Genomic DNA, 23,997 nt, shown 5'->3' on the forward strand with positions numbered 1-23,997 from the left:
TAAGGTTCGAGAATTTCCGTCCGTTTCAGAGAATTACCCCGCATGGCCGAGCCCGCCGAAAACACCGATCCCGCAGCCTATGGCGCTGACTCCATCAAGGTCCTTCGCGGCCTCGATGCGGTGCGCAAACGGCCGGGCATGTATATCGGCGACACCGACGACGGGTCGGGCCTGCATCACATGGTCTACGAAGTCGTCGACAATGCCATCGACGAGGCGCTCGCCGGCCATGCGACTCTCGTCACCGTGACGCTCAACCCCGACGGCTCCTGCACCGTGACCGACAACGGCCGCGGCATTCCCACCGATATCCATGCGGAGGAAGGCGTGTCGGCGGCCGAGGTCATCATGACCCAGCTGCATGCGGGCGGTAAGTTCGACCAGAATTCCTACAAGGTCTCCGGTGGTCTGCACGGCGTCGGCGTTTCCGTCGTCAACGCGCTGTCGACTTCGCTGGAACTGCGCATCTGGCGCGACGGCAAGGAACATATCGTCCGCTTCGCGCACGGCGACGTGGTGGCCCCGCTGGCCGTTGTCGGACCGGCGCCGCAGATCGACGGCCGGCCGAAGCGCGGCACCGAAGTGACGTTCACGCCGTCGCCCGAAACCTTCACGATGATCGAGTTCGATTACGCGACGATCGAACATCGCCTGCGCGAACTGGCCTTCCTGAATTCGGGCGTGCGCATCGTACTGACCGATGCGCGCCATGCCGAGCCGAAGATCGAGGAATTGTTCTACGAAGGCGGCCTTGAGGCTTTCGTGCGCTATCTCGACCGCGCCAAGCAGCCGCAGATCGCCACACCGATCCTGATCCGCGGCGAGCGCGATCGCATCACCGTGGAAGTGGCGCTGTGGTGGAACGACAGCTATCACGAGAACGTGCTGGCCTTCACTAACAACATTCCGCAACGCGACGGCGGCACCCATCTCGCCGGCTTCCGCGCCGCGCTGACGCGCCAAATCACCGGCTATGCCGAATCTTCCGGCATCGCCAAGAAGGAGAAGGTCGATCTCACCGGCGACGACTGCCGCGAAGGCCTGACCTGCGTGCTGTCGGTGAAAGTGCCCGATCCGAAATTCTCGTCGCAGACGAAGGACAAGCTCGTCTCCTCGGAAGTGCGGCCGGTGGTCGAAAGCCTGGTCAACGAAATGCTCGGCCAGTGGTTCGAAGAGCATCCGCAGGAAGCCAAATCCGTCGTCACCAAAGTGGTGGAAGCCGCCCTTGCTCGCGAAGCGGCGCGCAAGGCGCGCGAGCTGACGCGCCGCAAGGGTGCGCTCGATGTCGCCAACCTGCCGGGCAAACTCGCCGACTGCCAGGAACGCGACCCGTCCAAGTCGGAACTGTTCATCGTCGAGGGGGACTCGGCCGGCGGCTCGGCCAAACAGGGCCGCAACCGCGAATATCAGGCGGTGCTGCCGCTGCGCGGTAAGATCCTCAATGTGGAGCGCGCCCGCTTCGACAAAATGCTGTCGTCGCAGGAAATCGGCACGCTGATCACGGCTCTGGGTACCGGCATCGGCCGCGATGATTTCAACATCGCCAAGCTGCGCTATCACAAGATCATCATCATGACGGACGCCGACGTCGACGGCGCCCATATTCGCACCTTGCTGCTCACCTTCTTCTTCCGGCAGATGCCGGACCTGATCGAGCGCGGCCATCTCTACATCGCCCAGCCACCGCTCTACAAAGTGAAGCGCGGCCAGTCCGAGCAATATCTGAAGGACGAGCGGGCGCGCGAAGACTATCTGCTCGACAACGGCCTCGACAGCGCGCTGCTGCGCCTGCCGAACGGCGAAGTGCGCAGCGCCGCCGATCTGCGGGCGCTCGCCGAAGAAGCCCGTCTGGTGAAACAGGTGCTGGCACAGCTTCATTCGCGCTACGACCGCGTCGCCGTCGAACAGGCCGCCATTGCCGGCGCCTTGCAGCCGATCTCGACGCTGGGCGACGTCGCGGGCGAACGGGCTCAGGAAATCGCACGACGGCTCGATGCGCTGTCGGAAGAGACCGAACGCGGCTGGCAGGGCGTGATCGAGGGCGACCGTTTCGTCTTCTCGCGCGAAGTGCGCGGCGTGCGTCAGGCGAGCGTGCTCGATGCCGGCCTTTTGGCCTCGGCGGAAGCGCGCAAGCTCAACGACCATGCCGGCTCCCTGCACGCGGTCTATGCGGAACCGTCCATCTTCCAGCGCAAGTCCGACGAAACCCGCATCGCCGGCCCAAGCGCTCTGTTCGATACCATCATGGCCGCCGGCCAGAAGGGCATCAGCCAGATCCAGCGCTATAAAGGCCTCGGCGAGATGAATCCGGAACAGCTTTGGGAAACGACGCTTGATCGCAACGTGCGCTCGCTCTTGCAGGTGCGCATCAAGGACGTGTCGGACGCCGACAGCACGTTCGTGCGGCTGATGGGCGACATCGTCGAACCCAGACGCGAGTTCATCCAAGAGAACGCGCTCAGCGTCGCCAATCTGGACGTCTAACGTTGTGATGGATGATCCGTTCGACCTGCAACGGTTCATCAATGCCCAGGACGGCCACTACGAGAAGGCGCTCGGCGAATTGCAGGCCGGGCGCAAGCGCAGCCACTGGATGTGGTTCATCTTTCCGCAGATCGCCGGGCTCGGCGCCAGCGCTATGGCGCAGCATTATGCCATTGCCGCGCCGGCGGAAGCGCGCGCCTATATCCAGCACCCGCTGTTGGGCGAACGGCTCATCGAATGTACGGAAGCGGTCAACGCGCATGCGCAGCAAACCGTGCGCGAGATTTTCGGTTCGCCCGACGATCTGAAATTTCGTTCGTCGATGACCTTGTTCGCCCTCATCGCACCGGCGGAACCGGCTTTCGCCACCGCCTTGCAGACCTTCTTCAACGGCGTGCCCGATCCGCTGACCATCGAGAAGCTGCAAGGTAGCGACTGACATTCGGACTTGCCTCTCCCGCCGACGTTGGGATAAGTCCCACCCCACATCAACCGCCGGTTGCCTGCATGCGTGAATGGGGCAACAGTGCTTGGAACGCTCCAGGCGAATGGGGAGGAAATGCATGTTGCTGCCTACGACGATCGTCGGCTCCTATCCGCAACCCGATTGGCTGATCGATCGCAGCAAACTCAGCAAACGGCCGCCGCCGCGAATCCGCGCCCAGGAACTTTGGCACATCGATCCGCAATGGCTGGAAGAAGCGCAGGATGATGCGACCTTGATCGCCATCCGCGACCAGGAACGCGCCGGCATCGACATCATCACCGACGGCGAAATGCGCCGCGAGAGCTATTCGAACCGTTTCGCCACAGCACTGGAAGGCGTCGACATCGACAATCCCGCCGTCGTGCCGAGCCGCAGCGGCAATCCCGATCTCGTGCCGCGCGTCATCGGCAAGATTCGGCGCAAACATGCGGTGGAGCTGCGCGACATCCAGTTTCTGCGCAAGAATACCGACAAGCGCATCAAGATCACCGTGCCCGGCCCGTTCACCATGTCGATCCAGGCCAAGGATTTTTACTATAACGACGAAGCCGCCGTAGCGATGGACTACGCCGCCGCGGTCAATGAAGAGATCAAGGATCTATTCGCCGCCGGCGCCGATATCGTGCAGATCGACGAGCCCTATATGCAGGCGCGGCCCGATCAGGCACGCGCTTATGGCGTCGAGGCGATCAACCGCGCCGTCGAAGGCGTGAAGGGCACGACCGGTGTGCATCTGTGCTTCGGCTATGCGGCGCTGGTGAAGAACAAGCCGGCCGGCTATTCCTTCCTGCCGGAACTCGAGCGCTGCAATGTCGACCAGATTTCGATCGAAACGGCGCAGCCGGTGCTCGATTTCAAGATTCTCGAGCAATTGCCGAGCAAGACCATGGTCATCGGCGTGATCGACCTCAACGACATGACCATCGAGACGCCGGACGTGGTCGCCGAGCGCATTCGCCGCATTTTCCCCTTCGTGCCGCCCAAGCGTGTCGTCGTCGCGCCGGACTGCGGCATGAAATATTTGCCCCGCGACGTGGCCTTCGGCAAACTACAGGCCATGGTCGAAGGCACGCGCCGCGTTCGTACGGAGCTGTCATAACGGGAGACAAACGCCGATGGTCGATGCACTGCCGCTTTCGCAGATCAAAGTGCTCGACCTGACCCGTGCCCGCGCCGGCCCCACCACGGCGCGGCAGCTCGCCGACTGGGGCGCCGACGTCATCAAAGTGGAGATGACCGAGGGCAGCGAAGGCGCCGGCTTCGACGGCCATCGCGATTCCGCCGATTTCCAGAACCTGCATCGCAACAAGCGCAGCCTGGCCATCGATCTCAAGAGCGAGGACGGCCGGCGCATTTTCGCGCGATTGGCCGAAAAGGCCGACGTGATCGTCGAGAATTTTCGGCCCGACGTAAAACATCGGCTGGGGATCGATTACGACTCGATCCGCAAGATCAATCCACGCATCGTCTATGGCAGCATTTCCGGCTTTGGCCAGGACGGCCCCTATGCGCATCGGCCGGGTGTCGACCAGATCGCGCAAGGCATGAGTGGGCTGATGTCGGTGACCGGCCTGCCGGGCCAGGGACCGGTGCGCGCCGGCGCCGCCGTCGCCGACATGTCGGCCGGGCTTTATCTCTCCATCGGCATTCTGCTGGCGCTGGTCGAACGGCAGCGCTCGGGCGAGGGCCAATGGGTGCAGACCTCGCTGGTGGAATCGCTGATCGCCGTGATGGATTTCCAATCGGCCGCCTGGCTGTTCGACCGCAAGGTGCCGGCCCAGGCCGGCAATAACCATCCCTACTTCATCCCCACCGGCACGTTTCCGACCAAGGACGGGCATATCAACATAGGCTCGGGCACGCAGGGCTCGTGGACGCGGCTCTGCAAGGCGATCGGCGCGGAGGCGCTGCTGGCGCGGGCAGACTATGCCGACCCGGATTTGCGGCGCGGCCATCGCGACAAGCTCAACGAAGAGCTCTCCGCCATCCTGCGCACGCGCACCAGCGCCGAATGGGTGGAGGCCCTGAATGCCGGCGGCGTACCCTGCGGGCCGATCTACAGCATCGACCAGGCCTTCGCCGATCCGCAGGTGAAGCATCTGGGCATCGCCACGCCAATCGAGCATCCGCGCCTGGGGGCGCGCGAGATCGTCGGCCAGCCCATTCACATGTCGCGCACGCCCTGGCAGATGCGTCGCGTGACGCCCGATGCCGGCGAGCATTCTGGTGAAATTCTGCGCGAACTCGGCTTCGAAGACGATGACATCGCCGATCTGCGCCAACGCAAGATCATCTGAACAGGATCACTCCATGAACGCCTCGAACGGCAAACTGATCGGCGAGAAAGACGACGCGATCGGCTGGATCACCTTCAACGATCCGGAACGGCACAATGCCATCAGCCATGAAATGCGCCTCGATCTCATCGATCTGCTCGACGATTTCGAAAAGGACGACGCCATTCGCGCGGTCGTAATGCGCGGCGCCGGCGAAAAATCCTTCGTCTCCGGCGCCGACATTTCGCAATTCGACGGCTATGCCAACAATGCAGAACGGCAGAAGGAAATGGCGGCCGCGACGGCGCGTTTAGGCGATCGCTATGCGAGTTTCAGCAAGCCGCTTATCGCCATGATCCAAGGCTATTGCCTGGGCGCCGGCGTCGGCACGGCGCTCGCCGCCGATCTGCGCATTGCCTCGGACAAAGCGCAGTTCGGCATTCCGGCCGGACGGCTCGGCGTCGCCTATCCGCTGCGTGCCGTCGAACGGCTCATTGAAATCGTCGGCTCCAGCAATGCCACCGAGATGCTGTTCACCGCCAACCGCTATGCGGCGGCCGAGGCCTTGGCGATGGGGCTGGTCAACAAAGTCGTCTCGTTCAGCGAGCTGGAAGCGACCGTGCGCAATCTGGCGATGACCATCGCCGATAATGCGCCGCTGACCGTGCGGGCATCGAAGATCGCCATTCGCGAAGCGGTGAAGCCCGCGAGCGAGCGCGATGCGGCGCGCGTGGGCGCGGCAATTGCCGCGTGTTTCGCCAGCCAGGATCATGCGGAAGGACGCAAGGCGTTTGCGGAAAAGCGCAAGCCGGTTTTCGCCGGACGGTAACTTCACGCCTTCTCGACAATAAGCGCGCTGCCGAGGCCGCCGGCGGCGGCGATGGTGGCGAGGCCGCGCGTGCCGGGCGCTTCCTGTTGCAGTTCGTGAAACAACCGCACGGCGAGGATGGCACCAGAAGCGCCGATGGGATGGCCGCGTGACAGCGCGCCGCCGCCGCGATTGACGCGGATGGGATCGAAGCGCAGCGCATCGACTGTGCCGAGCGCCTGTACCGCAAAGGCTTCCATCATTTCGACGACCGCGATGTCGCCGGTCGCCAGTTGAGCCTGCGCCAGAACCGCTTGTGCCGCCTGTGTGCTCATCAAGCCTGGCAGCACCGGATCGCCGGCGATGCGTCGCGATGCCGTGATGCGAAGGGCATGGGTGGCCTTCAGCTCTTGTAACGCCGCATCGGAAACGACGGCGAGAACCGCAGCCGCATCGGCTTCCACCGCCGTCGTGGCGGCGGTGATCGTTCCCACCAGGGCCGGCAGACGGGCGCAGGTTTTCTCTGAAAGTTCGCGTGCGAAAGCATCGCGATCGAGACCGGCGACAGCAACGATCTCGTCCTGGAGGCGGTCGCGCGCGGCAAGCGCCTTGCGATGGCTTTCGATGGCAAAGACTTCTTGACGGACGCGCGGGATATCGAGCCGCACGGCCAGATCATGCGCCGAAGCGATCATGTCGGGATCGCGGTCAGCCCAGGGCGTGAAGGGCGGGCGCTGATATTCGACCGCTTCTTCATTGTCATGCAGCGGCCGGCGCAGCCGCAGCGGCGAGCGGCTGAAACTTTCGACGCCGCCGCACAAAATAACATCGGCCGCACCGGCGGCGATCCGCTCGGATGCCGCGATCACCGCATCGAGGCCGGCGCAGCATTGCGTGTCGATTGTCTGCGCGGGCACATTCAGGCCCGCCGCGAGGCCCACGACCCGCGCCGGATTGCCGCCGCCGTAAAGCGCATTGCCGAGAATGATGTCGTCGACGCTGTCAGGCGCCAGGCCTGTCTCGGCCAGGATCGCCTGGATCAACGGCGCCGCGAGATCGTGGACGGCGAGCGCAGCCAAAGCGCCGTGGCGCGGCGCCACGGCGGTGCGTTTGGCGGCGACGATCCAGGCGCCGCTCACGCCAGCCGCTCCAGAGCACCGCCGTCGAATTGGCGCTGCAAAGCGGCGAAATCGGTTTTGCCCGAGCGGGTCATCGGCCAATCCGCAGTTTGAAAGACATGCCGAGGGATCATGGCCAGAGGCAGGCTCTCGCGGCAATGGGCAATCAGCGCGCTGGCTGACACCGGCGCGCGCAGTTTGGCGACAGCGACGAGGCGCAGGCCACGCACAGCATCGGGCTCGCCCAGGACGGCGGCAGCTTCGACGGCGGGATGGCGCGTCAGGATGGCCTCAACCACCTCCGGGCTGATGTTCTTGCCCGACGAGATGATCATGCGGTCGGCGCGGCCGACGAGATGCAGGAAGCCGCGCGCATCGAGAAAGCCGACATCGCCGACCGATAGGGCTTCGCCGTGGCGACGCAGGCTGGCTTCATTTTTTGTCGCATAGCCCATGAACACCATCGGACTTTCGACGAAGACCAGCCCCGTCTCGCTGGTGGCGAGTTCCTTGCCTTGCGCATCGCGAATGGCGAGCGTGACGGTGCGAAACGTCCGACCGACGGAGGTTTCCGGCGCGCCTTCGCCTTGTTTGCGCAAGGCGATGAAGCTCAGTTCGGAAGCGCCATAGAATTCGGCTATTACAGCTTGCGGAAAGGCCTGATGCAACAAAGCATGATCGCTTGCACCGAGCTTGGCGCCGGACGATTGGATCAGCCGCAGCGGCAGTTGAATGCCGGCCGACAAAGCGCTTTCGGCCATCAGGCGAAGCTGCGACGGCACGCCATAGAGAATGGTCGCGCCATGTTCCTGCCCCATGCGCACGGCGCGATCGGGCCGGAACGCTCTGGACATCAACAACGTCGCGCCGATCTGCATGGCGTGAGCGGCGGCATAGAGAAACAATGAATGGGTCATCGTGCCGGGGGCCAACAGCACGTCATCGGCACTGACGCCGAACTCTTCCTGTTCGACGGCGAAACTTTCGAGCCAGGAGCGATGATGCCGGCGATAGCCTTTCGGCAGACCGGTCGAGCCGGAGGTGAAGCCGACATAGAAGGGACTTAGGTCGCTGACTTCACGCTGCGGCAAAGGCTTTTCTTCGATTCCGCCGAAGGCTGCGATCAGCGCATCGGCATCGGGATGATCGTCGGGCACTTCGATCAGATGGGGATGGGCGGGCCGTTGATGGCTGATGACGAGGCCCGCATTAACTTGGTCGATGAGCGGCTGGCTCATGGCGAGCGGCCAATCGGGATCGAGAATCTGCGCTTCGCGACCGGTCGAAATGGTGGCGAGAAACAATGGCATGAAGCCGGGGCAATTGCGCAATTGCAGGGCAACCGCCGCACCATCCGGAACCGCCGCGTCGATCAGGCGCGCCAGTTGATCACGCTGGCGCAGCAGCTCGCACCACGTGAACTCCGTCGCATCGCAGACCACCGCGCGCACCGTGGGACGGCGCGCTGCGTGATCGGCGAGGGTCGCGCCAATGATCATGCCTGGGTCCTTGGCGCGGCCACCGTTTGGCTCGGCATCAGCGAAGCGAGATAGGCGCAGGCCAGTGCTTTCAATATGTCGCCCGGCACGAAGACGAGATCGGCGATCAAAGCCGCTTGCACGCTCATGCCGGTTTTCCAAACGAGACCGGCAACGCCCATGGCATGGATGACGATCACGCCACCGATGAGGCAGGCAAGGAGCGCGCGCAGGAATATGCCCGTGCCGTTTGTTCTTTGCATCACCCATCCGATGACGAAAGCACCAACGGGATAGCCGATCAGATAGCCCACCGACGGGCTGAACAGAATGCCCAGTCCGCCGCGGCCGCCCGCCAGCAGCGGCGCGCCCAAGAGTACGACGAAGAAGAAGAGAGCGACGGCGGCAAAGCCCAGACGCGCGCCAAGAAAGACGCCGGCCAGCATGACGCCCAGCGTCTGTAGGGTGATCGGCACGCCGCCGGCGAGCGGCAGATCGAGGCGCGGAAACAGGCCCAGAGCCGCGATCAGAGCGGCGAACAGACTGACGCGGACGAGGTCTCTCAGTTGCACGATATTTCTCTCATTGAAGCCGCAGCCTAGGTGTCATCCCGGACACTTACACAGCAAGTGATCCGGGGACCAGGGGCGTGTGACGTTATTGACGCATATTGAGCTTGTGCCGCAGCGGCTTTTGAAATTCTACCGCACGCCCCTGGATCCCGGATCGCCTGCGGCGTCCGGGTTGACACTAAGGCTGCGGCATAGGCTTGCACCGTCATCGAGTCCCCCGGTCCACGCGATCTGACCGAGCCATATCGAAGCCGCGCGCCGTCAAGGCTTCCGACGCATGATCGGCGAGGCGCAGCACGTCGCTCAGGAAGGGCGCCAGCAGACGCAACGGCGGCCGGCGGCCAGTGCGGGCACGCCAGGCCTCCTCGCGCTTGCCCCACTCGCTCATGATCACCGGAATGAAGCGCAGCATCAACGCCACGGCGAGCGACAGACGGCGCTCGTCAAGTCCGAGCGGACGCAACAGCCGAAACACAGGTTGCAAGGCATCCATCATGTCGAGCATCGGCGTCGTCGCGGTGACGAGATCGGCCAGCGCCATCATCGCCACGAGGCGCAGCAAGGTGGCGAGTGCTATTTCCCAGCCGGAAGCATAGATCTGCAACAGGCCGATGCCGACGAGCAGTGGCAGCAGCGGACGATAGAGTTTCAGGCGCGTGCCGGCTGAGGGAATGGTGACGATGTAAACGCCGAGGATGACGACGAAAGCGATCAGCAACGGCACCCACTCGCTCATCCAGCCGAGCAGGATCGAGACGACGGCCAGCGCCAAAAGCTTGGTGCCGGCACCGATGCGATGCAGCCAGGTCTGTTGCGCGACATGCGGCGCGATCATGGTGCGGCCTGCGCGTCGCAATGGGCGCGATAGGCGCGCAGCACATTTTCCGGCGTGCCATCGCCGGCCACGCGCCCGTCGTCGAGCCAGATGAGGCGATCAAAATCCCGCATGGCGTCGAGATCGTGGCTCGCCATGACGATCTGCTGCGGCAGGCTCGCCAACAGCCGCAGGAACATGTTGCGGGCTCGCAGATCAAGACTCGAGAACGGCTCGTCGAGAACGATCAGCGCCGGCTCGCAGACCAGAACCGCGAGAATGCACAGGTGCTGCTTCTGGCCGTCGGACAATTCGGCGACGGAACGCTCGCACCAATCGGCGCAATTGTGCCGCGTGAGGAAGTCTCGCGCCACCGCGGTCGCCGCCTTTGCATCGAGCCCACGCTCGCGCAGGCCGAAGGCGATTTCCTCGAGGCTCGTCGGAAAAACGATCTGATGTTCGGGATTTTGAAAGATGAAGCCGACGCTACCGGGCAATTGCGCCCGGCTGGCTTGCGTGTCCAGACCATGCACGGTGACCTGCCCCTGATCGGGCAGGAGCAGGCCGTTGAGCAGCCGCAGCAGCGAACTCTTGCCGGCCCCGTTGACGCCGACGAGACCGATGCGGCGCTCGTCCATATTCAAATTCAACTGATGCAGCACGGTGCGGCCATTGCGCGCCAGCGTCACATCCTTCACTGCAATGGTCATGGTGCCGGTCGTGCCGCCTGACTGTACCGCCGCCTGCGCGGCTGCGGCGCCCTTCTAGCAAGAGGTATGCGGCAGCGCAAAACGGGGTTCCACTTGGGACCCAAAGGAACTTTAATCCGGTGAGCTTGTTTTCCTGCCGACGGGACATGTATGGAAGGCCTAATGGAGGGCACCCATGCTGGCTGGCTGGTATGAACGTTGTGGTCCGGCGGACGAAGTCATCAGCGTCGGTGAGATCGAAAAGCCTTTGGCCGGCCCCGGCGAAGTGCTGGTGCGCGTCCATGCCTCCGGCATCAACCCCTCCGACTACAAACGCCGCGCCAATATAAAGGCCGGCATGGAATTTCCGCGCATCGTGCCGCATTCGGACGGCGCCGGCACCGTCGCCGCGCTGGGACCCGGCGTCAGCAATTATCGCGTCGGCGACCGTGTCTGGATATTCAACGCGCAATGGGCCCGGCCGATGGGCTCGGCCGCCGAATTCGTCAGCCTGCCTTCGATACAGGTGCGGCCGCTGCCGAACTGCGTCAGCTATGAAGAGGGCGCGTGTCTCGGCATTCCCGCCATGACCGCCTATCACGCCGTCTTTCGCGACGGGCCGGTGAAGGGGCAAACGGTCTATGTGCCGGCGGCGACGGGTCGGGTCGGCGCCTATGCCATTCAATTCGCCCGCTGGGGCGGCGCCCGCGTCATCGCCAGCACCGGCTCACGCGATCGCATGGACGAGATCAAGGCGCTCGGCGCCGATGTAGTTCTTGAGCGTTCCAGCGATCTGGCGCAGGCCATCATGGACAAGACCGATGATTGTGGCGTCGACCGCATCATCGAGATCGATTTCGGCAACCGGATCGGCTTCAATGAACAGATCGTCGCCGAGGGCGGCACGATCGTCTCCTATGGCGCCGCAACACCAGGCAAAGCCGAGATCACCCTGTCGCCCAGGCGTGCGCGCAACATGTCGGTGCATTTCATCTTCGTCTATCTGCTGTCGGATGCGCAGAAGCAGACGACCTGCGACGGCATTCTGCAGGCGATCCGCGACAAGGCCTTGCGACATCGCATCGCCGGCAGCGTGCCATTGATGGATCTGGCGCGCGCCCATCGCGAGGCGGAAGCGCAAGCCGGCACCGGCCATATGATCGTGACGCTGTAATCACGATGCCATGATCGCTGGTCTGTACGCGACCTTGTTCGCCACGGCCTTTCTGGCCGCGACCATATTGCCGTTTTCCTCCGAAGTGGTGCTGGCGGGCTATCTCGCCACCAGCGACCGGCCGTGGGTGATGCTGATCGCCGTCGCCAGTCTCGGCAATGTGCTGGGATCGATCACCAATTGGATTCTAGGACGCGGGCTGACGGCGTTTCGTGATAAACGCTGGTTCCCCGTTGATGCGGCGGCACTGGCGCGGGCCGAGGGCTGGTATCATCGCTACGGCCGCTGGTCTTTGTTGCTGAGCTGGGTGCCCGTGATCGGCGATCCGCTGACGGTGATCGCCGGCTTCCTGCGCGAACCGCTGTGGATTTTCGTTTTGATCGTCGGCGTGGTGAAGGTGGCGCGCTATCTCGTGGTGGCGGCGGCGGTGGCGGGGTTCGTTTGAGATAGACACACGCTAGATGCCAGTCGCATGGCCTCCGTGTCATCCTGGACGCGCGCAGCGCGATCCGGGATCCAGAGCGTGTGGTACAGTATCAAAAGTGGCTGTGGCGCAGGCCTAACGTGCGGCGGCAAGCGACCGTCACGCGCCCCTGGATCCCCGCTCGCCTGCTACGCAGGCGTCGGGGATGACACCGAGGCACAGGATTTTTCTGCGAAGCCTACGTGTCCCGCACGACGCACCGCAGCCGCGAGACTAGCCCTTGATCTGCCGGCGCACCTTGCGCACCAGATAATCGAAATTGATCTTGTGCTGTTCCGGGCGGCAAATCTTGTCGTGCAGGCGCATGATGTCGTCGCGCGGGAATTCTTCGCCGACCGAGCCGGTGGATTCGGCGAGAATTTGAATCTGCGCGGCGTTCTCCAGCATGATCGTCAGGATCACGCATTCCTCCAACGTGCCGCCGACCGTGGCGACGCCGTGGTTTTTCAGGAAGGCCGCCTTGCTGCCGCCCAGCGCCTTGGCGACGCCGGCGCCCATCTCCTTCGAGCGGATGAGATCGATCGTATCGCGGTAGACGCCGATGCCGTCGGCGAAGACGGCGCTCGGCTGGCTGATCATGCGCAGCGGCCGATCAGTGGCCGAGACGGCGACGGCATAGGTCGGATGGGCGTGGATGACCGAATGCACGTCGGGCCGGATACGGAAGATTTCGGAATGGATGTAGACTTCACTGTGGCGCGGGCCGCCGCCGGCGATCTTCTCGCCTTCGATGTTGCAGGTGACGATATTGTCCATCGTCATCTCGTCGAAGCCGAAGCTGTGCGGTTTCATATAGAAGAGATTGGGTTCGCCCGGCACGCGGATCGACACATGGCCGCGCGTGAAATCGCCGAGGCCCGCAGCCTCGAGCACCAGGCCCGCATCGATCAGTTTCTGCTTGGCTTCATCCTTGGTCATCGTTTCCTCCGGCTCCTTGATTGGCCTTGGCGCTGCTCGTGGACGATTTGGTCGCGGCTGGCAAGCCACCCGCCACGATCCACTGGTTTTACCATTTGGAGAAAAGCCGTAAGGGTGGCTCCATCCAATTGAAATAGTTCAAATATCTTAGCCGTTCTCCGCATGATTTGCAGAGGATGCGCACAGGTGTCCCAAGCGTCTTCACCTGCTTGCCATCGGCCGCAAATCCGGGGCAATGTCGCCCCCGGTTCGGTAGGGAGGATAAAAAAGACATGACGATTTCGCTCCACGAGGCATCGGTGCCCGTTTTCACGCAGATGCTCACGGGGGTTTCGACCCTGCTGGACAAATTGTGCGAACAGGCGGCGGTGAAGAAGATCGATCCGGTGCTGTTTCTCAACGAACGCCTCTATCCCAACATGTTCACCTATGGCCGGCAGTTGCAGGCCATGTGCGACTGGGCCAGCAATACCACCGCCTGGTTGGCCGGCGTCTCACCGCCGAAATTCGACAATACGGAGCGGACCATCGCCGACTGGCAGGCGCGCATTAAGAAGACGCTGGACTTCATCGCCAGCGCCGATACCGCCGCGATCGACGGTGCCGAGGAAAAAGACATCGTCTACCCGGCGGCCGGCGGCACGCGCCAGATGAAGGGCAAGGATTTTCTGCTGCATCAAGCGCTGCCGCAGTTTTATTTTCACGTCACGATCGCCTATGCGATCTTGCGGGCCCGCGGTATCGACTGCGGCAAGCGGGATTTCATGGGTCCGATTCCGCGCATGACCCAACTCACCTGAAGCAAAGCAACTTACCTAAGCAAAGAAGGACAAGTGATGATTAAGCGTATCGAAGCCGGCGCACGCATGAGCAAGGCCGTGGTTCACGGCAACACGGTCTATCTGGCTGGCCAGGTCGCGGACAAGACCAAGGGCAAGAGCGTCACCGAACAGACGACCGAGATCCTGTCGATCATCGACGGCCTGCTGGAACAGGCCGGCTCCGACAAGACGAAGCTGCTCTCCGCCAACATCTGGCTGCCCGACATGGCGACCTTCGGCGAGATGAACGCGGTGTGGGACAAGTGGGTGATCGCCGGCCAGGCTCCGGCCCGCGCGACGGTGGAATCCAAGCTCGCCGGCCCCGACTATAAGGTCGAGATCGCCGTCATTGCGGCGATTGAATAATCATTAAACGGAACCGGCCTTTTCGCCATTGAGCGGATTGGCCGGATCCCATTCATATTGCATGGTCTCGAAGCGCATCGACCAGGCATCGACCAACAATAGGCGGCCGATCAAAGCGTCGCCGAAACCAACGATCTGGCGCACGACTTCCATCGCCATCATCGCCCCCATCGTGCCGGTCAGGGCGCCGAGAACGCCCGCTTCCGAACAGGTCGGCACTGTGCCTGCCGGTGGTGGCTCTGGGAACAGGCACCGATAAGTCGGATTGGGCTTGCCGTGTTCGCTACGGTCGAACGGGCGCAAGGTCGTCAGCGATCCATCGAACACGCCGACCGCCGCCGTGACCAGCGGCTTGCCCTCGAAGAAACAGGCGTCGGACACCGCATAGCGCGTCTCGAAATTGTCTGAGCCATCGGCGACCAGATCATAATCGCGGACCAGGGCACGGGCATTGTCCGCATCGAGCCGCAGCACATGCGAGACGAAGGAGACATGCGGATTGAGCCGGCCAACCGCATCGCGCGCGCTGTCGAGCTTCAGGCGGCCGACATCGGCGGTGCTGTGGATCACCTGCCGCTGCAGATTGGAAAGTGCGACGGTATCGTCATCGACGACGCCGATCGTGCCGACGCCGGCGGCGGCGAGATATTGAATAAGGGGAGAACCAAGCGCGCCGGCGCCGATGACGAGAACGCGCGCGCTTTTCAGCTTCTGCTGGCCCGGACCGCCGATGCCGCGCAGCACGATATGGCGGGCATAGCGTTCGATTTCTTCTTCGTTCAGTTTTTCAAGCTGTTTCATGGCCGCAAACTATCAGCTTCTCCCCCGTTGATGCCATACGCTTCCCGCAGGGCCTGATCTCGTTTAGAGCAGGCAACCATGTTCAGAACCCTCCTTATTCTGCAAATTGTCGCCATTGCTCTCGTCATGCTCGTCTTTGGCCTGTGGCCACAGCTCGATCTCGATGCTGCCAGAGCCTTCGTCGGCAGCGACGGGCTGTTCATCGGCGCGACGCGCGCCGGCATTGCCTTGCGTTATGTATTCTATGTGGCGCCGCTGGCGCTGGCGATCATCCTGCTGCTGCTGTGGCTCATCGCCAAGCGGCGCATGCTGCACTGGCCGGTGCCGGGCAACAAAGCGATGGCCTTCATCATCCTCTGCCTGGCGCTGGGGCCGGGGCTGCTGACCAATGTCATTCTGAAAGAGCATTCGCACCGTCCGAGACCCTTTCATGTCATCGAGGTCAACAAGGGCGGCATCTGGCCGTTTCGGCCCTGGTATAAATTCGACGGCCAATGCCAGAGCAATTGCTCCTTCGTCTCCGGCGAGGCCTCGTCCTCCATGTGGACCCTGGCGCCCGCCCTGGTCGCGCCGCCGCAGATCCGGGCGGCGGCGATCGCCGGCTCGATCGTCCTGACGATCGCCACCAGCGTCTGGCGCATGGCGCTCGGCGGCCATTTCCTGTCCGACGTTTTGCTCGGGGCCTTGTTGACCAGCCTACTGATCACCTTGGTCTATGGGGCGATGTTTCGTCGCTCCCCGCCGCAGGCATAAGGCAGATTCTGGGCTTTTGCGCCTCTTGCGCCCCCTTGGCGCCTGACTATAGTCCCGGCCGATCCAAACCCGCCGCGCCCGAGCCTTCGTGTCGCGCGACCGTTTCCAGAGAGTTTTCAGCCCATGTCGAAGCCCAAGTCCGATATCAAGCGCGTCGTGCTCGCCTATTCCGGCGGCCTCGACACCTCGATCATCCTGAAATGGCTTCAGACCGAATATGGCTGCGAGGTCGTGACCTTCACCGCCGACCTCGGCCAGGGCGAGGAGCTGGAACCGGCCCGCCAGAAGGCTTTGCTGCTCGGCATCAAGCCCGAACACATCTTCATCGAGGACGTGCGCGAGGAATTCGTGCGCGACTACGTGTTCCCGATGTTCCGCGCCAATGCCCAATATGAAGGGCTTTACCTGCTCGGCACCTCGATCGCCCGGCCGCTGATCGCCAAGAAACAGATCGAAATCGCCCGCAAGGTCGGCGCCGACGCGGTCTGCCACGGCGCCACCGGCAAGGGCAACGACCAGGTCCGCTTCGAGCTTGGCTATTACGCCCTGGAGCCGGATATCAAGGTGATCGCGCCCTGGCGCGAATGGGACCTGACCTCACGCACGGCTTTGCTTGCCTTCGCCGAAAAGAACCAGATCCCCATTGCCAAGGACAAGCGTGGCGAAGCGCCCTTCTCGGTCGACGCCAACCTGCTGCACGCCTCCTCGGAGGGCAAAGTGCTGGAAGATCCGGCCCAGGAAACGCCGGATTACGTCTATTCCCGCACGATCGATCCGGAAAAGGCGCCCGATCAGCCAACCTACATCACCATCGACTTCGAAAAGGGCGATGCCACCGCCGTCGACGGCAAGAAAATGTCGCCGGCCACCCTGCTCGCTCATCTGAACGAGCTGGGCCGCGCCAATGGCATCGGCCGGCTCGATCTGGTCGAAAACCGCTTCGTCGGCATGAAATCGCGCGGCATGTACGAGACGCCCGGCGGCACGATCCTCTATTTCGCCCATCGCGGCATCGAATCGCTGACGCTCGACCGTGGCGCGGCCCATCTCAAGGATGAGCTGATGCCGAAATATGCCGAGCTGATCTACAACGGCTTCTGGTTCTCGCCGGAGCGGGAAATGCTGCAAGCGCTGATTGACCGCAGTCAGGAGTTCGTGACCGGCCAGGTGCGCCTGAAACTGTATAAGGGCGGCGCCTGGGTTGTCGGCCGCGAGAGCCCGTATTCCCTGTATGATCAGGATCTTGTGACCTTCGAAGAAGGCGCGGTCGCCTATGACCACCGGGATGCGGCGGGCTTCATCAAGCTCAATGCCCTGCGCCTGCGGACCCTCGAAAAGCGTAACCGCAAGGTCAAGAAGTAGCTTCTTTTTGCGGCACTGCACGCTTTCGCGTTCCCAAGGCCGTTAAATTCGTATATGGGGAGCCGCGTCCGTGATGCTTTGCTGCGTCGCGGCGCGTCCGTTTTCGCGTGTCCGACGCTGGAAAGCGGCATCTCCAACGAGACACACGACCAATGAAACTGCGAAACATCGCCATCATCGCGCACGTCGATCACGGCAAGACCACGCTCGTCGATCGCCTGCTGCAACAGTCCGGCTCCTTCCGCGAGAATCAGCGCGTCGCCGAACGCGTCATGGATTCGAACGACCTCGAAAAGGAACGCGGCATCACCATTCTCGCCAAGGCGACCTCGGTGGTGTGGAAGGACGTGCGCGTCAACATCGTCGACACGCCAGGCCACGCCGATTTCGGCGGTGAGGTCGAGCGCATCCTGTCCATGGTCGACAGCGCCATCGTGCTCGTCGACGCGGCCGAAGGGCCGATGCCGCAGACGAAGTTCGTCGTCGGCAAGGCGCTCAAGATCGGCCTGAAGCCGATCGTCTGCATCAACAAGGTCGATCGCCCGGACGCGCGCGTCAACGAAGTGGTCAATGAAGTGTTCGACCTGTTCGCCGCGCTCGACGCGACCGACGAGCAGCTCGACTTCCCGATCATCTACGGCTCGGCCAAACAAGGCTGGATGGCGGAGTCCCCGGAAGGTCCCACCGATCAGGGCATGGCCGCCCTCTTCGATCTCGTTCTGCGCCATGTTCCGGAACCGAAGATCGAAGAAGGCGCGTTCCGCATGCTCGGCACCCTTCTGGAAGCCAATCCCTATCTCGGCCGGGTCATCACCGGCCGTGTTTTTTCCGGCAACATCAAGCCGAACCAGGCGGTCAAGGTTTTGGACCGCACCGGCAAAGTGGTGGAAACCGGCCGCGTCTCGAAAATCCTCGCCTTCCGCGGCATCGAGCGCCAGCCGATTGAAGAGGCGGAAGCCGGCGACATCGTCGCCATCGCGGGCCTCGAAAAGTACAACGTCGCCGATACGCTGTGCGCGCCTGATGTCACCGAGCCCTTGCAGGCCCAGCCGATCGATCCGCCGACCCTGTCGATGACCTTCATGGTCAATGACTCGCCGCTCGCCGGCACCGAAGGCGATAAAGTGACGAGCCGCGTCATTCGCGATCGTCTGTTCCGCGAAGCGGAAGGCAATGTGGCGCTGCGCGTCGAGGCCGCGCCGAATTCCGACGCTTACATCGTTTCGGGCCGCGGCGAATTGCAGCTCGCCATTCTCATCGAGACCATGCGCCGCGAAGGCTTTGAACTGTCGATCTCGCGCCCGCGCGTCGTCTTTCAGCGTGACGAAGACGGCCAGGTGCTCGAGCCAATCGAAGAAGTCGTCATCGACGTCGACGAGGAACATTCTGGCGTCGTCGTGCAGAAGATGGCCGAACGCAAGGCCGAGATGATCGAAATGCGCCCGTCCGGTGGCAATCGCCTGCGTCTGGTGTTCCACGCCCCGACGCGTGGCCTCATCGGCTATCAGGGCGAACTGCTCACCGACACACGCGGCACGGCGATCATGAACCGCCTGTTCCACGACTATGCGCCTTATAAGGGCGACATCCAGGGCCGCCGTAACGGCGTGCTGATCTCCAACGAAGCGGGCGAGGCGGTCGCCTATGCGCTGTGGAAGCTGGAAGATCGCGGCCCAATGATGATCGAGCCAGGCTGGAAAGTGTATCGCGGCATGATCGTCGGCGAGCACACCCGCGACAACGACCTTGAGATCAACGTGCTGAAGGGCAAGCAGCTCACCAACATCCGCACGCAGAGCAAGGACGAAGCGGTGCGCCTGACGCCGCCGATCCGCATGACCCTCGAAAAGGCGCTGGCCTATATCGAGGACGACGAGCGCGTGGAAGTGACGCCGAAGTCGATCCGTCTGCGCAAGGCGATCCTCGATCCGAACGATCGCAAGAAGGCCGAGCGTTCGAAGGAAGCGGTGGCTTAACAGCGCCTTCCAAGACAGCCTTGTCGCGTGGCAAGACGCGACAAGGCGTTACTCGATGCGCTCCAACAGGCGCCGTGGCGGGCAACGCAGACCTTGCTCGCCGCTGCAACTCGCCAGGGAATAGAGAATCGCATCGGCGCGGCCGATCAGATTCTCAAGCGGCACGAAGCCCATTTCGGCGAAACGACTGTCGGCGGAATTGTCGCGATTGTCGCCGAGCATGAACAGCCTGCCCTCGGGCACCACTTTTTCCTCCATGTCGCCATCGGCACTGCGCGCGTCGCGCAATAGAATCGTGTGCGGTTCTGCGCCGGGCAGGCGTTCCTGATAGGCCGTCACCGCAACGCGATATCCAGACGGATCGCGGTAGGTCCAACGACCAGAGCGCACGAGCGGAACTTCAGCACCGTTCAACCACAGCCGCCCCGCTCTGATCGCGACCCGGTCACCAGGCAGGCCGATGACGCGCTTGACCATGTCGTCGCCGTCGAACGGATGGCGAAACACCACCACATCGCCGTGCTTGGGCAGGATCGCCGGAATGCGACCGCTCGCGCCGGGAAAGCGGGGCAAGTAGTCACCACCGACGAGGGAGAAACGGCTGTAGCCGAAGGGAAACTTGAGCGCGGCGAACCGATCGCCAACCTCCAGGGTCGGAACCATGCTTTCGCTCGGCACATGATAGGTCGCGAAGGCAAGGGAGCGCATCACCAGCATGAGCGCCAAGGCGCCGACAGCGGTTCTGATCAGTTCACGCGTTTTCGACATGAGGGGCAGTCCGGAAAGATGTCCGAGTTTCGACGGTGATTGTGGCCCGGTTGGGGCGCCAACTGGCGGCGTATTACGACTTAACCACGTAGCAAGGTTCTTGTTCTAGCTTGCCTTTTCGCAATTCGCGCTGGGACGGCTCACATGGCTTTCACGATCAACCCCAACAAGCGGCGCAATGCCCTTGCCCGGCAGGAAGCCTTGCTCGAGCGCATGCGTATCGGCATCGGCGACGAGCCGGCTCATACGGACGTACAGCCGGAAACGCCGCCGGCCGCCGACCCTGCGCCCTCAGATGAGGCCGCACGGCAGCTCATGCAGACGCTATGGGCCACCCTGCCGCCGCCCGGCACCACCTGGAGCCTCGCCAAGCGCCAAGCCTGGCTGCAATCGGCCGAGCAGATGTTTTCGCTGATCTACACACGCGAAGACTGATCGCTCACTTCTGACATTTGCCGCAGAAGAAGGTCGAGCGGCCCGATTGCACGATGCGCTGGATGGTGCCGGTGCATTTCGGCGTCGGGCAGGGGATGCCTTCGCGATCATAGACGCGGAAGGAATGCTGGAAATAGCCGAGCGTGCCATCGGTCTGGCGATGATCGCGCAAGGAGGAACCACCGGCCGCGACCGCTTCCATCAGCACATCGCGGATCGAAACCGCCAGAAGATCGGCCTTGCCGGCGGTGAGACCTTTGTTCTTGGCGATCGTGCCGGCGGCGCGGCGTGGCGACAGGCCGGAACGATGCAGCGCTTCGCTGACATAGATATTGCCAAGACCGGCAATCAGCCGCTGATCGAGAAGTGCCGCTTTCAGAGGGGTTTTCTTGCCGGCGAAAATCGCCGCGATATGGGCGCCGTCAAGCTCGTTGCCTAAAGGCTCGATGCCCATCTCGGCAAAATACGGATGCGCCGCAAGCTCGCTGCGGGCGATAAGCTGCATGAAACCGAAGCGGCGCGGGTCATTATAGATGATGCGCGCGCCGTTCGACATTTTGAACGTCACGTGGTCATGCGCCGCCGCTTTATTACGATCATATTGAAACACACCAGGCGTCGCCTCCTCACCCTCACGCTCGATGCGGAAGGAGCCACTCATGCCCAGATGCATGACCAGCGTGGTGCCGTCGTCGAGATCGCCGACGAGATATTTAGCGCGGCGGCCGAGACCGACGAGCTGGCGGCCCTCGAGCCGTTCGACGAAACGCTCGGGGAAGGGGAAGCGCAGATCGGGGCGCCGCTGTTCGACGGCAGCGAAGGTCGCGCCGGTCATATGCGGCTCAAGGCCGCGGCGGACGGTTTCGACTTCAGGCAATTCAGGCATAGCGTTTTCTGGCCGCGTCAGATGTTCACGATGACTTCAAGTACTCATTGACTTACATAGCCTCCGGGCGGCAGGCACGCTATGGTCTGTCCCGCCGGAGATCATCATGCAAACCGATCAAAAACCAGCCGAAACCACCGATTCCGACATCGATTTCGGCTTTTCGCGCGTTCAACTCGGCGAAAAGCAGGGGCTGGTCAACGACGTCTTCCATAAGGTGGCCGGCCGCTACGACCTGATGAACGATCTGATGTCGGCGGGCCTGCACCGCGTCTGGAAGGACATTCTGGTGGCCCGGATCGGCCTGAGCCGCCACCGCGCCTTCCGCCATCTCGACGTCGCCGGCGGCACCGGCGATGTCGCCTTCCGCATCGCCGAGGCGGGCGGGGCTGATACGCGCGTGACGGTCGCCGATATCAACGGCGCGATGCTCGACGTCGGCCGCGAGCGCGCCATCAAGCGCCATCTCGACGGCCAAGTAGATTTCGTCGAAGCCAATGCGGAGGAGCTGCCCTTCGCGGACAATTCCTTCGACGGCTATACGATCGCCTTCGGCATCCGCAATGTGCCGCGCCGCGACAAGGCTTTGCGCGAAGCCTGGCGCGTGCTGCGCCGGGGCGGGCATTTCCAGTGCCTGGAATTTTCCGAAGTCGACATGCCGGTGCTCGACAAGATCTATCGCGCCTATTCCTTCACCGCGATCCCGGCGATCGGCAAGGTGGTGACCGGCGACGGCCAGCCCTATCGCTATCTGGTGGAATCGATCGCGCAATTCCCGCCGCCGGAAACCTTCCGCCAGATGGTGGAAGACGCCGGCTTCCAGCGCGCCCGCTTTCAACGTTTGAGCGGCGGCATCGTGGCCATTCACTCCGGCTGGAAGCTGTAGGATCACTCCTTGTTTCAAGCGGTCGGTCATATCTTTCGCCTGGCGCATGCCTCTTTCGTGATGGCGCGCGAAGGCGTGTTTTCAAATGTCGATGCGGCCATGCTGCCGCCACCGGCGCGCGCGCCCTTGGCGCTGGCCAAACTGATCGCGCGGCGCCGCACGACGGGGGGCACCGGCTCGCGCCTGACGCGCGCCATGGCGCGGCTCGGTCCTTCTTATGTGAAACTCGGCCAGTTCCTGGCGACGCGGCCCGACATCGTCGGCATGAATTCGGCGCGCGAACTGGAAGCTTTGCAGGACCGGATGCCGCCCTTCCCGCGCGACGAAGCGGTCAAGGTCATCGAACGGTCCTTCGATAAGAAGCTCGCCGACATCTATGCCACCTTCAGCGAACCGGTGGCGGCGGCCTCCATCGCGCAGGTGCATAAGGCGACGGTTTCAGACAACGCCGGCACGCGCGAAGTGGCCGTGAAAGTGCTGCGGCCCGGCATCGAACGACGTTTCGCGCGCGATCTAAGCGACATGTTTTTTGCAGCGCGCCTGGCCGAGCGCTGGTCGGCGGAAGCACAGCGACTGCGTTTCATCGGTGTGGTCGAAACCCTGGCGCGCACCGTGCGCATGGAAATGGATTTCCGGCTGGAGGCGGCAGCGGCTTCGGAGTTCGGCGAAAACGTCGCCAAGGACAACGATTTCCGCGTGCCCAATGTCGATTGGAACCTCACCGCCAAGGATGTGCTGACCTTGGAATGGATCGACGGCGTGCCGCTGTCGGATATCGCCGCGCTGGAGCGCGGCGGGTTCGACCGCGAAAAGCTCGGCCGCATCGTCATCCAGTCCTTCCTCACGCATGCGGTGCGCGACGGCTTGTTTCACGCCGACATGCATCAGGGCAATCTGTTCGTCGATCGCGAAGGCCGGCTTGTCGCCGTCGACTTCGGCATCATGGGCCGGTTGGGTCCGAAAGAACGGCGCTTTCTCGCCGAAATCCTGTTCGGCTTCATCACGCGCAATTATCAGCGCGTCGCCGAAGTGCATTTCGAGGCGGGCTACGTGCCCTCGTCGCAGCGCGTCGCCGATTTCGCCCAGGCCATCCGGGCCATCGGCGAGCCGATCCATTCGCGCAAGGCCGATGAAATCTCGATGGCGAAACTGCTGACCTTGCTGTTCGAGATCACCGCTCTGTTCGAGATGAAGACGCGCACCGAACTGGTGATGCTGCAAAAGACCATGGTGGTCGTCGAAGGCGTCGCGCGTTCGCTCGATCCGCGTCTCGACATGTGGAAGACAGCCGAGCCCGTCATCGGCGAGTGGATCAAGGAGAAGCTTGGCCCCGCCGGCATCATCCAGGAAGCCGGACGCGGCGTCGCCAATCTCGGCAAGATCGCCTTCCAACTGCCCGATCTGCTCGACCGCGCCGAAGCGGTGGCGCGGCGGATCAGCGACGAACATTTCATCTTCGACAGCGAGCGGGCGCAGAAACAGGCGCCGCCGGCCGGCGAGACCTGGAAATGGCTGGCCCCGTGGGCGATCGCCACCCTTCTGGCGGTCGCGCTCATGCTGCGATAGTCTCTGGCCTTTGCGCCATCTTCCTAGCAAATTGCGTTTCTGTAGAAACGCAATTTGCTTAGGACTTTTGTTTTG

General features: G+C 62.9%; 24 protein-coding genes. 15 read left to right on the plus strand and 9 right to left on the minus strand.

What is annotated here, in order from left to right; translation table 11 throughout:
* The first annotated feature begins 42 nt into the window (after nucleotides 1-42).
* The 5 genes from gyrB (at nucleotide 43) to OIM99_RS06210 (ending at nucleotide 6,076) form a co-directional block, all read left to right on the plus strand.
* Nucleotides 43-2,484, plus strand: coding sequence for a DNA topoisomerase (ATP-hydrolyzing) subunit B (gyrB, locus tag OIM99_RS06190; protein ID WP_311849454.1), 2,442 nt, complete (start codon nucleotides 43-45; stop codon nucleotides 2,482-2,484).
* Nucleotides 2,485-2,491: 7 nt separating this feature from the next.
* Nucleotides 2,492-2,923 (plus strand): DUF1810 domain-containing protein, encoded by a 432-nt coding sequence (locus OIM99_RS06195; RefSeq protein WP_311849455.1) that lies wholly within the window; start codon nucleotides 2,492-2,494, stop codon nucleotides 2,921-2,923.
* Between the two features lie 124 nt (nucleotides 2,924-3,047).
* The gene (locus tag OIM99_RS06200; protein WP_311849456.1) at nucleotides 3,048-4,070 is read left to right on the plus strand and encodes a uroporphyrinogen decarboxylase family protein; all 1,023 of its coding nucleotides are present in this window, start codon (nucleotides 3,048-3,050) and stop codon (nucleotides 4,068-4,070) included.
* A 16-nt stretch (nucleotides 4,071-4,086) separates the two neighbouring features.
* The gene (locus tag OIM99_RS06205) at nucleotides 4,087-5,268 is read left to right on the plus strand and encodes a CoA transferase (protein ID WP_311849457.1); all 1,182 of its coding nucleotides are present in this window, start codon (nucleotides 4,087-4,089) and stop codon (nucleotides 5,266-5,268) included.
* 13 nt (nucleotides 5,269-5,281) lie between these two features.
* Entirely contained in the window at nucleotides 5,282-6,076 is a 795-nt protein-coding gene (locus tag OIM99_RS06210; protein ID WP_311849458.1) for an enoyl-CoA hydratase, read from the plus strand.
* Nucleotides 6,077-6,078: 2 nt separating this feature from the next.
* Here the strand turns inward: OIM99_RS06210 and OIM99_RS06215 are convergent, their stop codons facing one another.
* The 5 genes from OIM99_RS06215 to OIM99_RS06235 form a co-directional block, all read right to left on the minus strand.
* Nucleotides 6,079-7,194, minus strand: coding sequence for a thiolase family protein (locus OIM99_RS06215; RefSeq protein ID WP_311849459.1), 1,116 nt, complete (start codon nucleotides 7,192-7,194; stop codon nucleotides 6,079-6,081).
* The gene (locus OIM99_RS06220) at nucleotides 7,191-8,672 is read right to left on the minus strand and encodes an AMP-binding protein (protein WP_311849460.1); all 1,482 of its coding nucleotides are present in this window, start codon (nucleotides 8,670-8,672) and stop codon (nucleotides 7,191-7,193) included. Before OIM99_RS06220 ends, OIM99_RS06215 begins: the two co-directional genes overlap by 4 nt.
* Nucleotides 8,669-9,223 carry a biotin transporter BioY gene (locus tag OIM99_RS06225; protein ID WP_311849461.1) on the minus strand — a complete coding sequence of 185 codons (555 nt, stop codon included), beginning with the start codon at nucleotides 9,221-9,223 and terminating at the stop codon, nucleotides 8,669-8,671. Before OIM99_RS06225 ends, OIM99_RS06220 begins: the two co-directional genes overlap by 4 nt.
* Nucleotides 9,224-9,428: 205 nt before the next feature.
* Nucleotides 9,429-10,058: an energy-coupling factor transporter transmembrane component T gene (locus OIM99_RS06230; protein WP_311849462.1), complete on the minus strand. Its 630-nt coding sequence runs from the start codon at nucleotides 10,056-10,058 to the stop codon at nucleotides 9,429-9,431.
* A complete protein-coding gene (locus OIM99_RS06235; protein ID WP_311849463.1) occupies nucleotides 10,055-10,747 on the minus strand; it encodes an energy-coupling factor ABC transporter ATP-binding protein in 693 nt (230 codons plus the stop codon). The genes OIM99_RS06230 and OIM99_RS06235 overlap by 4 nt, the downstream gene beginning before the upstream one ends.
* A 175-nt stretch (nucleotides 10,748-10,922) precedes the next feature.
* Here OIM99_RS06235 and OIM99_RS06240 point away from each other — a divergent pair, with 175 nt between their 5' ends.
* Both OIM99_RS06240 and OIM99_RS06245 read left to right on the plus strand, forming a co-directional pair.
* Nucleotides 10,923-11,900, plus strand: coding sequence for an NADPH:quinone reductase (locus tag OIM99_RS06240; RefSeq protein ID WP_311849464.1), 978 nt, complete (start codon nucleotides 10,923-10,925; stop codon nucleotides 11,898-11,900).
* Nucleotides 11,901-11,910: 10 nt separating this feature from the next.
* Nucleotides 11,911-12,345, plus strand: coding sequence for a YqaA family protein (locus OIM99_RS06245; RefSeq protein ID WP_409371475.1), 435 nt, complete (start codon nucleotides 11,911-11,913; stop codon nucleotides 12,343-12,345).
* Between the two features lie 252 nt (nucleotides 12,346-12,597).
* Here the strand turns inward: OIM99_RS06245 and OIM99_RS06250 are convergent, their stop codons facing one another.
* On the minus strand, nucleotides 12,598-13,302 hold the full coding sequence (locus tag OIM99_RS06250; protein ID WP_311849465.1) for a class II aldolase/adducin family protein: 705 nt from the start codon (nucleotides 13,300-13,302) through the stop codon (nucleotides 12,598-12,600).
* A 272-nt stretch (nucleotides 13,303-13,574) separates the two neighbouring features.
* Here OIM99_RS06250 and OIM99_RS06255 point away from each other — a divergent pair, with 272 nt between their 5' ends.
* Both OIM99_RS06255 and OIM99_RS06260 read left to right on the plus strand, forming a co-directional pair.
* Entirely contained in the window at nucleotides 13,575-14,102 is a 528-nt protein-coding gene (locus tag OIM99_RS06255) for a DUF1993 domain-containing protein (RefSeq protein WP_311849466.1), read from the plus strand.
* Nucleotides 14,103-14,135: 33 nt separating this feature from the next.
* Nucleotides 14,136-14,489 carry a RidA family protein gene (locus tag OIM99_RS06260; RefSeq protein ID WP_311849467.1) on the plus strand — a complete coding sequence of 118 codons (354 nt, stop codon included), beginning with the start codon at nucleotides 14,136-14,138 and terminating at the stop codon, nucleotides 14,487-14,489.
* Between the two features lie 3 nt (nucleotides 14,490-14,492).
* On the opposite strand, the gene OIM99_RS06265 is transcribed toward OIM99_RS06260, so the two are convergent.
* Nucleotides 14,493-15,290: a molybdopterin-synthase adenylyltransferase MoeB gene (locus OIM99_RS06265; protein ID WP_311849468.1), complete on the minus strand. Its 798-nt coding sequence runs from the start codon at nucleotides 15,288-15,290 to the stop codon at nucleotides 14,493-14,495.
* A gap of 78 nt (nucleotides 15,291-15,368) precedes the next feature.
* Here OIM99_RS06265 and OIM99_RS06270 point away from each other — a divergent pair, with 78 nt between their 5' ends.
* The 3 genes from OIM99_RS06270 (at nucleotide 15,369) to typA (ending at nucleotide 19,381) form a co-directional block, all read left to right on the plus strand.
* Nucleotides 15,369-16,043 (plus strand): phosphatase PAP2 family protein, encoded by a 675-nt coding sequence (locus OIM99_RS06270; protein WP_311849469.1) that lies wholly within the window; start codon nucleotides 15,369-15,371, stop codon nucleotides 16,041-16,043.
* 123 nt (nucleotides 16,044-16,166) lie between these two features.
* Nucleotides 16,167-17,405, plus strand: coding sequence for an argininosuccinate synthase (locus tag OIM99_RS06275; RefSeq protein ID WP_311849470.1), 1,239 nt, complete (start codon nucleotides 16,167-16,169; stop codon nucleotides 17,403-17,405).
* A 152-nt stretch (nucleotides 17,406-17,557) separates the two neighbouring features.
* Nucleotides 17,558-19,381 carry a translational GTPase TypA gene (gene typA / locus OIM99_RS06280; protein ID WP_311849471.1) on the plus strand — a complete coding sequence of 608 codons (1,824 nt, stop codon included), beginning with the start codon at nucleotides 17,558-17,560 and terminating at the stop codon, nucleotides 19,379-19,381.
* Between the two features lie 48 nt (nucleotides 19,382-19,429).
* Here the strand turns inward: typA and lepB are convergent, their stop codons facing one another.
* Nucleotides 19,430-20,149 carry a signal peptidase I gene (lepB, locus tag OIM99_RS06285; RefSeq protein WP_311849472.1) on the minus strand — a complete coding sequence of 240 codons (720 nt, stop codon included), beginning with the start codon at nucleotides 20,147-20,149 and terminating at the stop codon, nucleotides 19,430-19,432.
* Between the two features lie 144 nt (nucleotides 20,150-20,293).
* Between lepB and OIM99_RS06290 the strand changes: the two genes are divergently transcribed.
* On the plus strand, nucleotides 20,294-20,584 hold the full coding sequence (locus tag OIM99_RS06290; RefSeq protein WP_311849473.1) for a hypothetical protein: 291 nt from the start codon (nucleotides 20,294-20,296) through the stop codon (nucleotides 20,582-20,584).
* A gap of 4 nt (nucleotides 20,585-20,588) precedes the next feature.
* Here the strand turns inward: OIM99_RS06290 and mutM are convergent, their stop codons facing one another.
* Nucleotides 20,589-21,470 (minus strand): bifunctional DNA-formamidopyrimidine glycosylase/DNA-(apurinic or apyrimidinic site) lyase, encoded by an 882-nt coding sequence (mutM, locus tag OIM99_RS06295; RefSeq protein WP_311849474.1) that lies wholly within the window; start codon nucleotides 21,468-21,470, stop codon nucleotides 20,589-20,591.
* 106 nt (nucleotides 21,471-21,576) lie between these two features.
* On the opposite strand from mutM, the gene ubiE reads away from it, so the two are divergent.
* Entirely contained in the window at nucleotides 21,577-22,356 is a 780-nt protein-coding gene (gene ubiE, locus OIM99_RS06300; protein WP_311849475.1) for a bifunctional demethylmenaquinone methyltransferase/2-methoxy-6-polyprenyl-1,4-benzoquinol methylase UbiE, read from the plus strand.
* Between the two features lie 9 nt (nucleotides 22,357-22,365).
* The gene (gene ubiB / locus OIM99_RS06305; protein WP_311849476.1) at nucleotides 22,366-23,922 is read left to right on the plus strand and encodes a 2-polyprenylphenol 6-hydroxylase; all 1,557 of its coding nucleotides are present in this window, start codon (nucleotides 22,366-22,368) and stop codon (nucleotides 23,920-23,922) included.
* Nucleotides 23,923-23,997: the final 75 nt, after the last annotated feature.

The organism is Methylocella sp. CPCC 101449 (assembly GCF_031921685.1).
In the GTDB taxonomy this organism is placed as follows: Bacteria; Pseudomonadota; Alphaproteobacteria; order Rhizobiales; family Beijerinckiaceae; genus Terripilifer.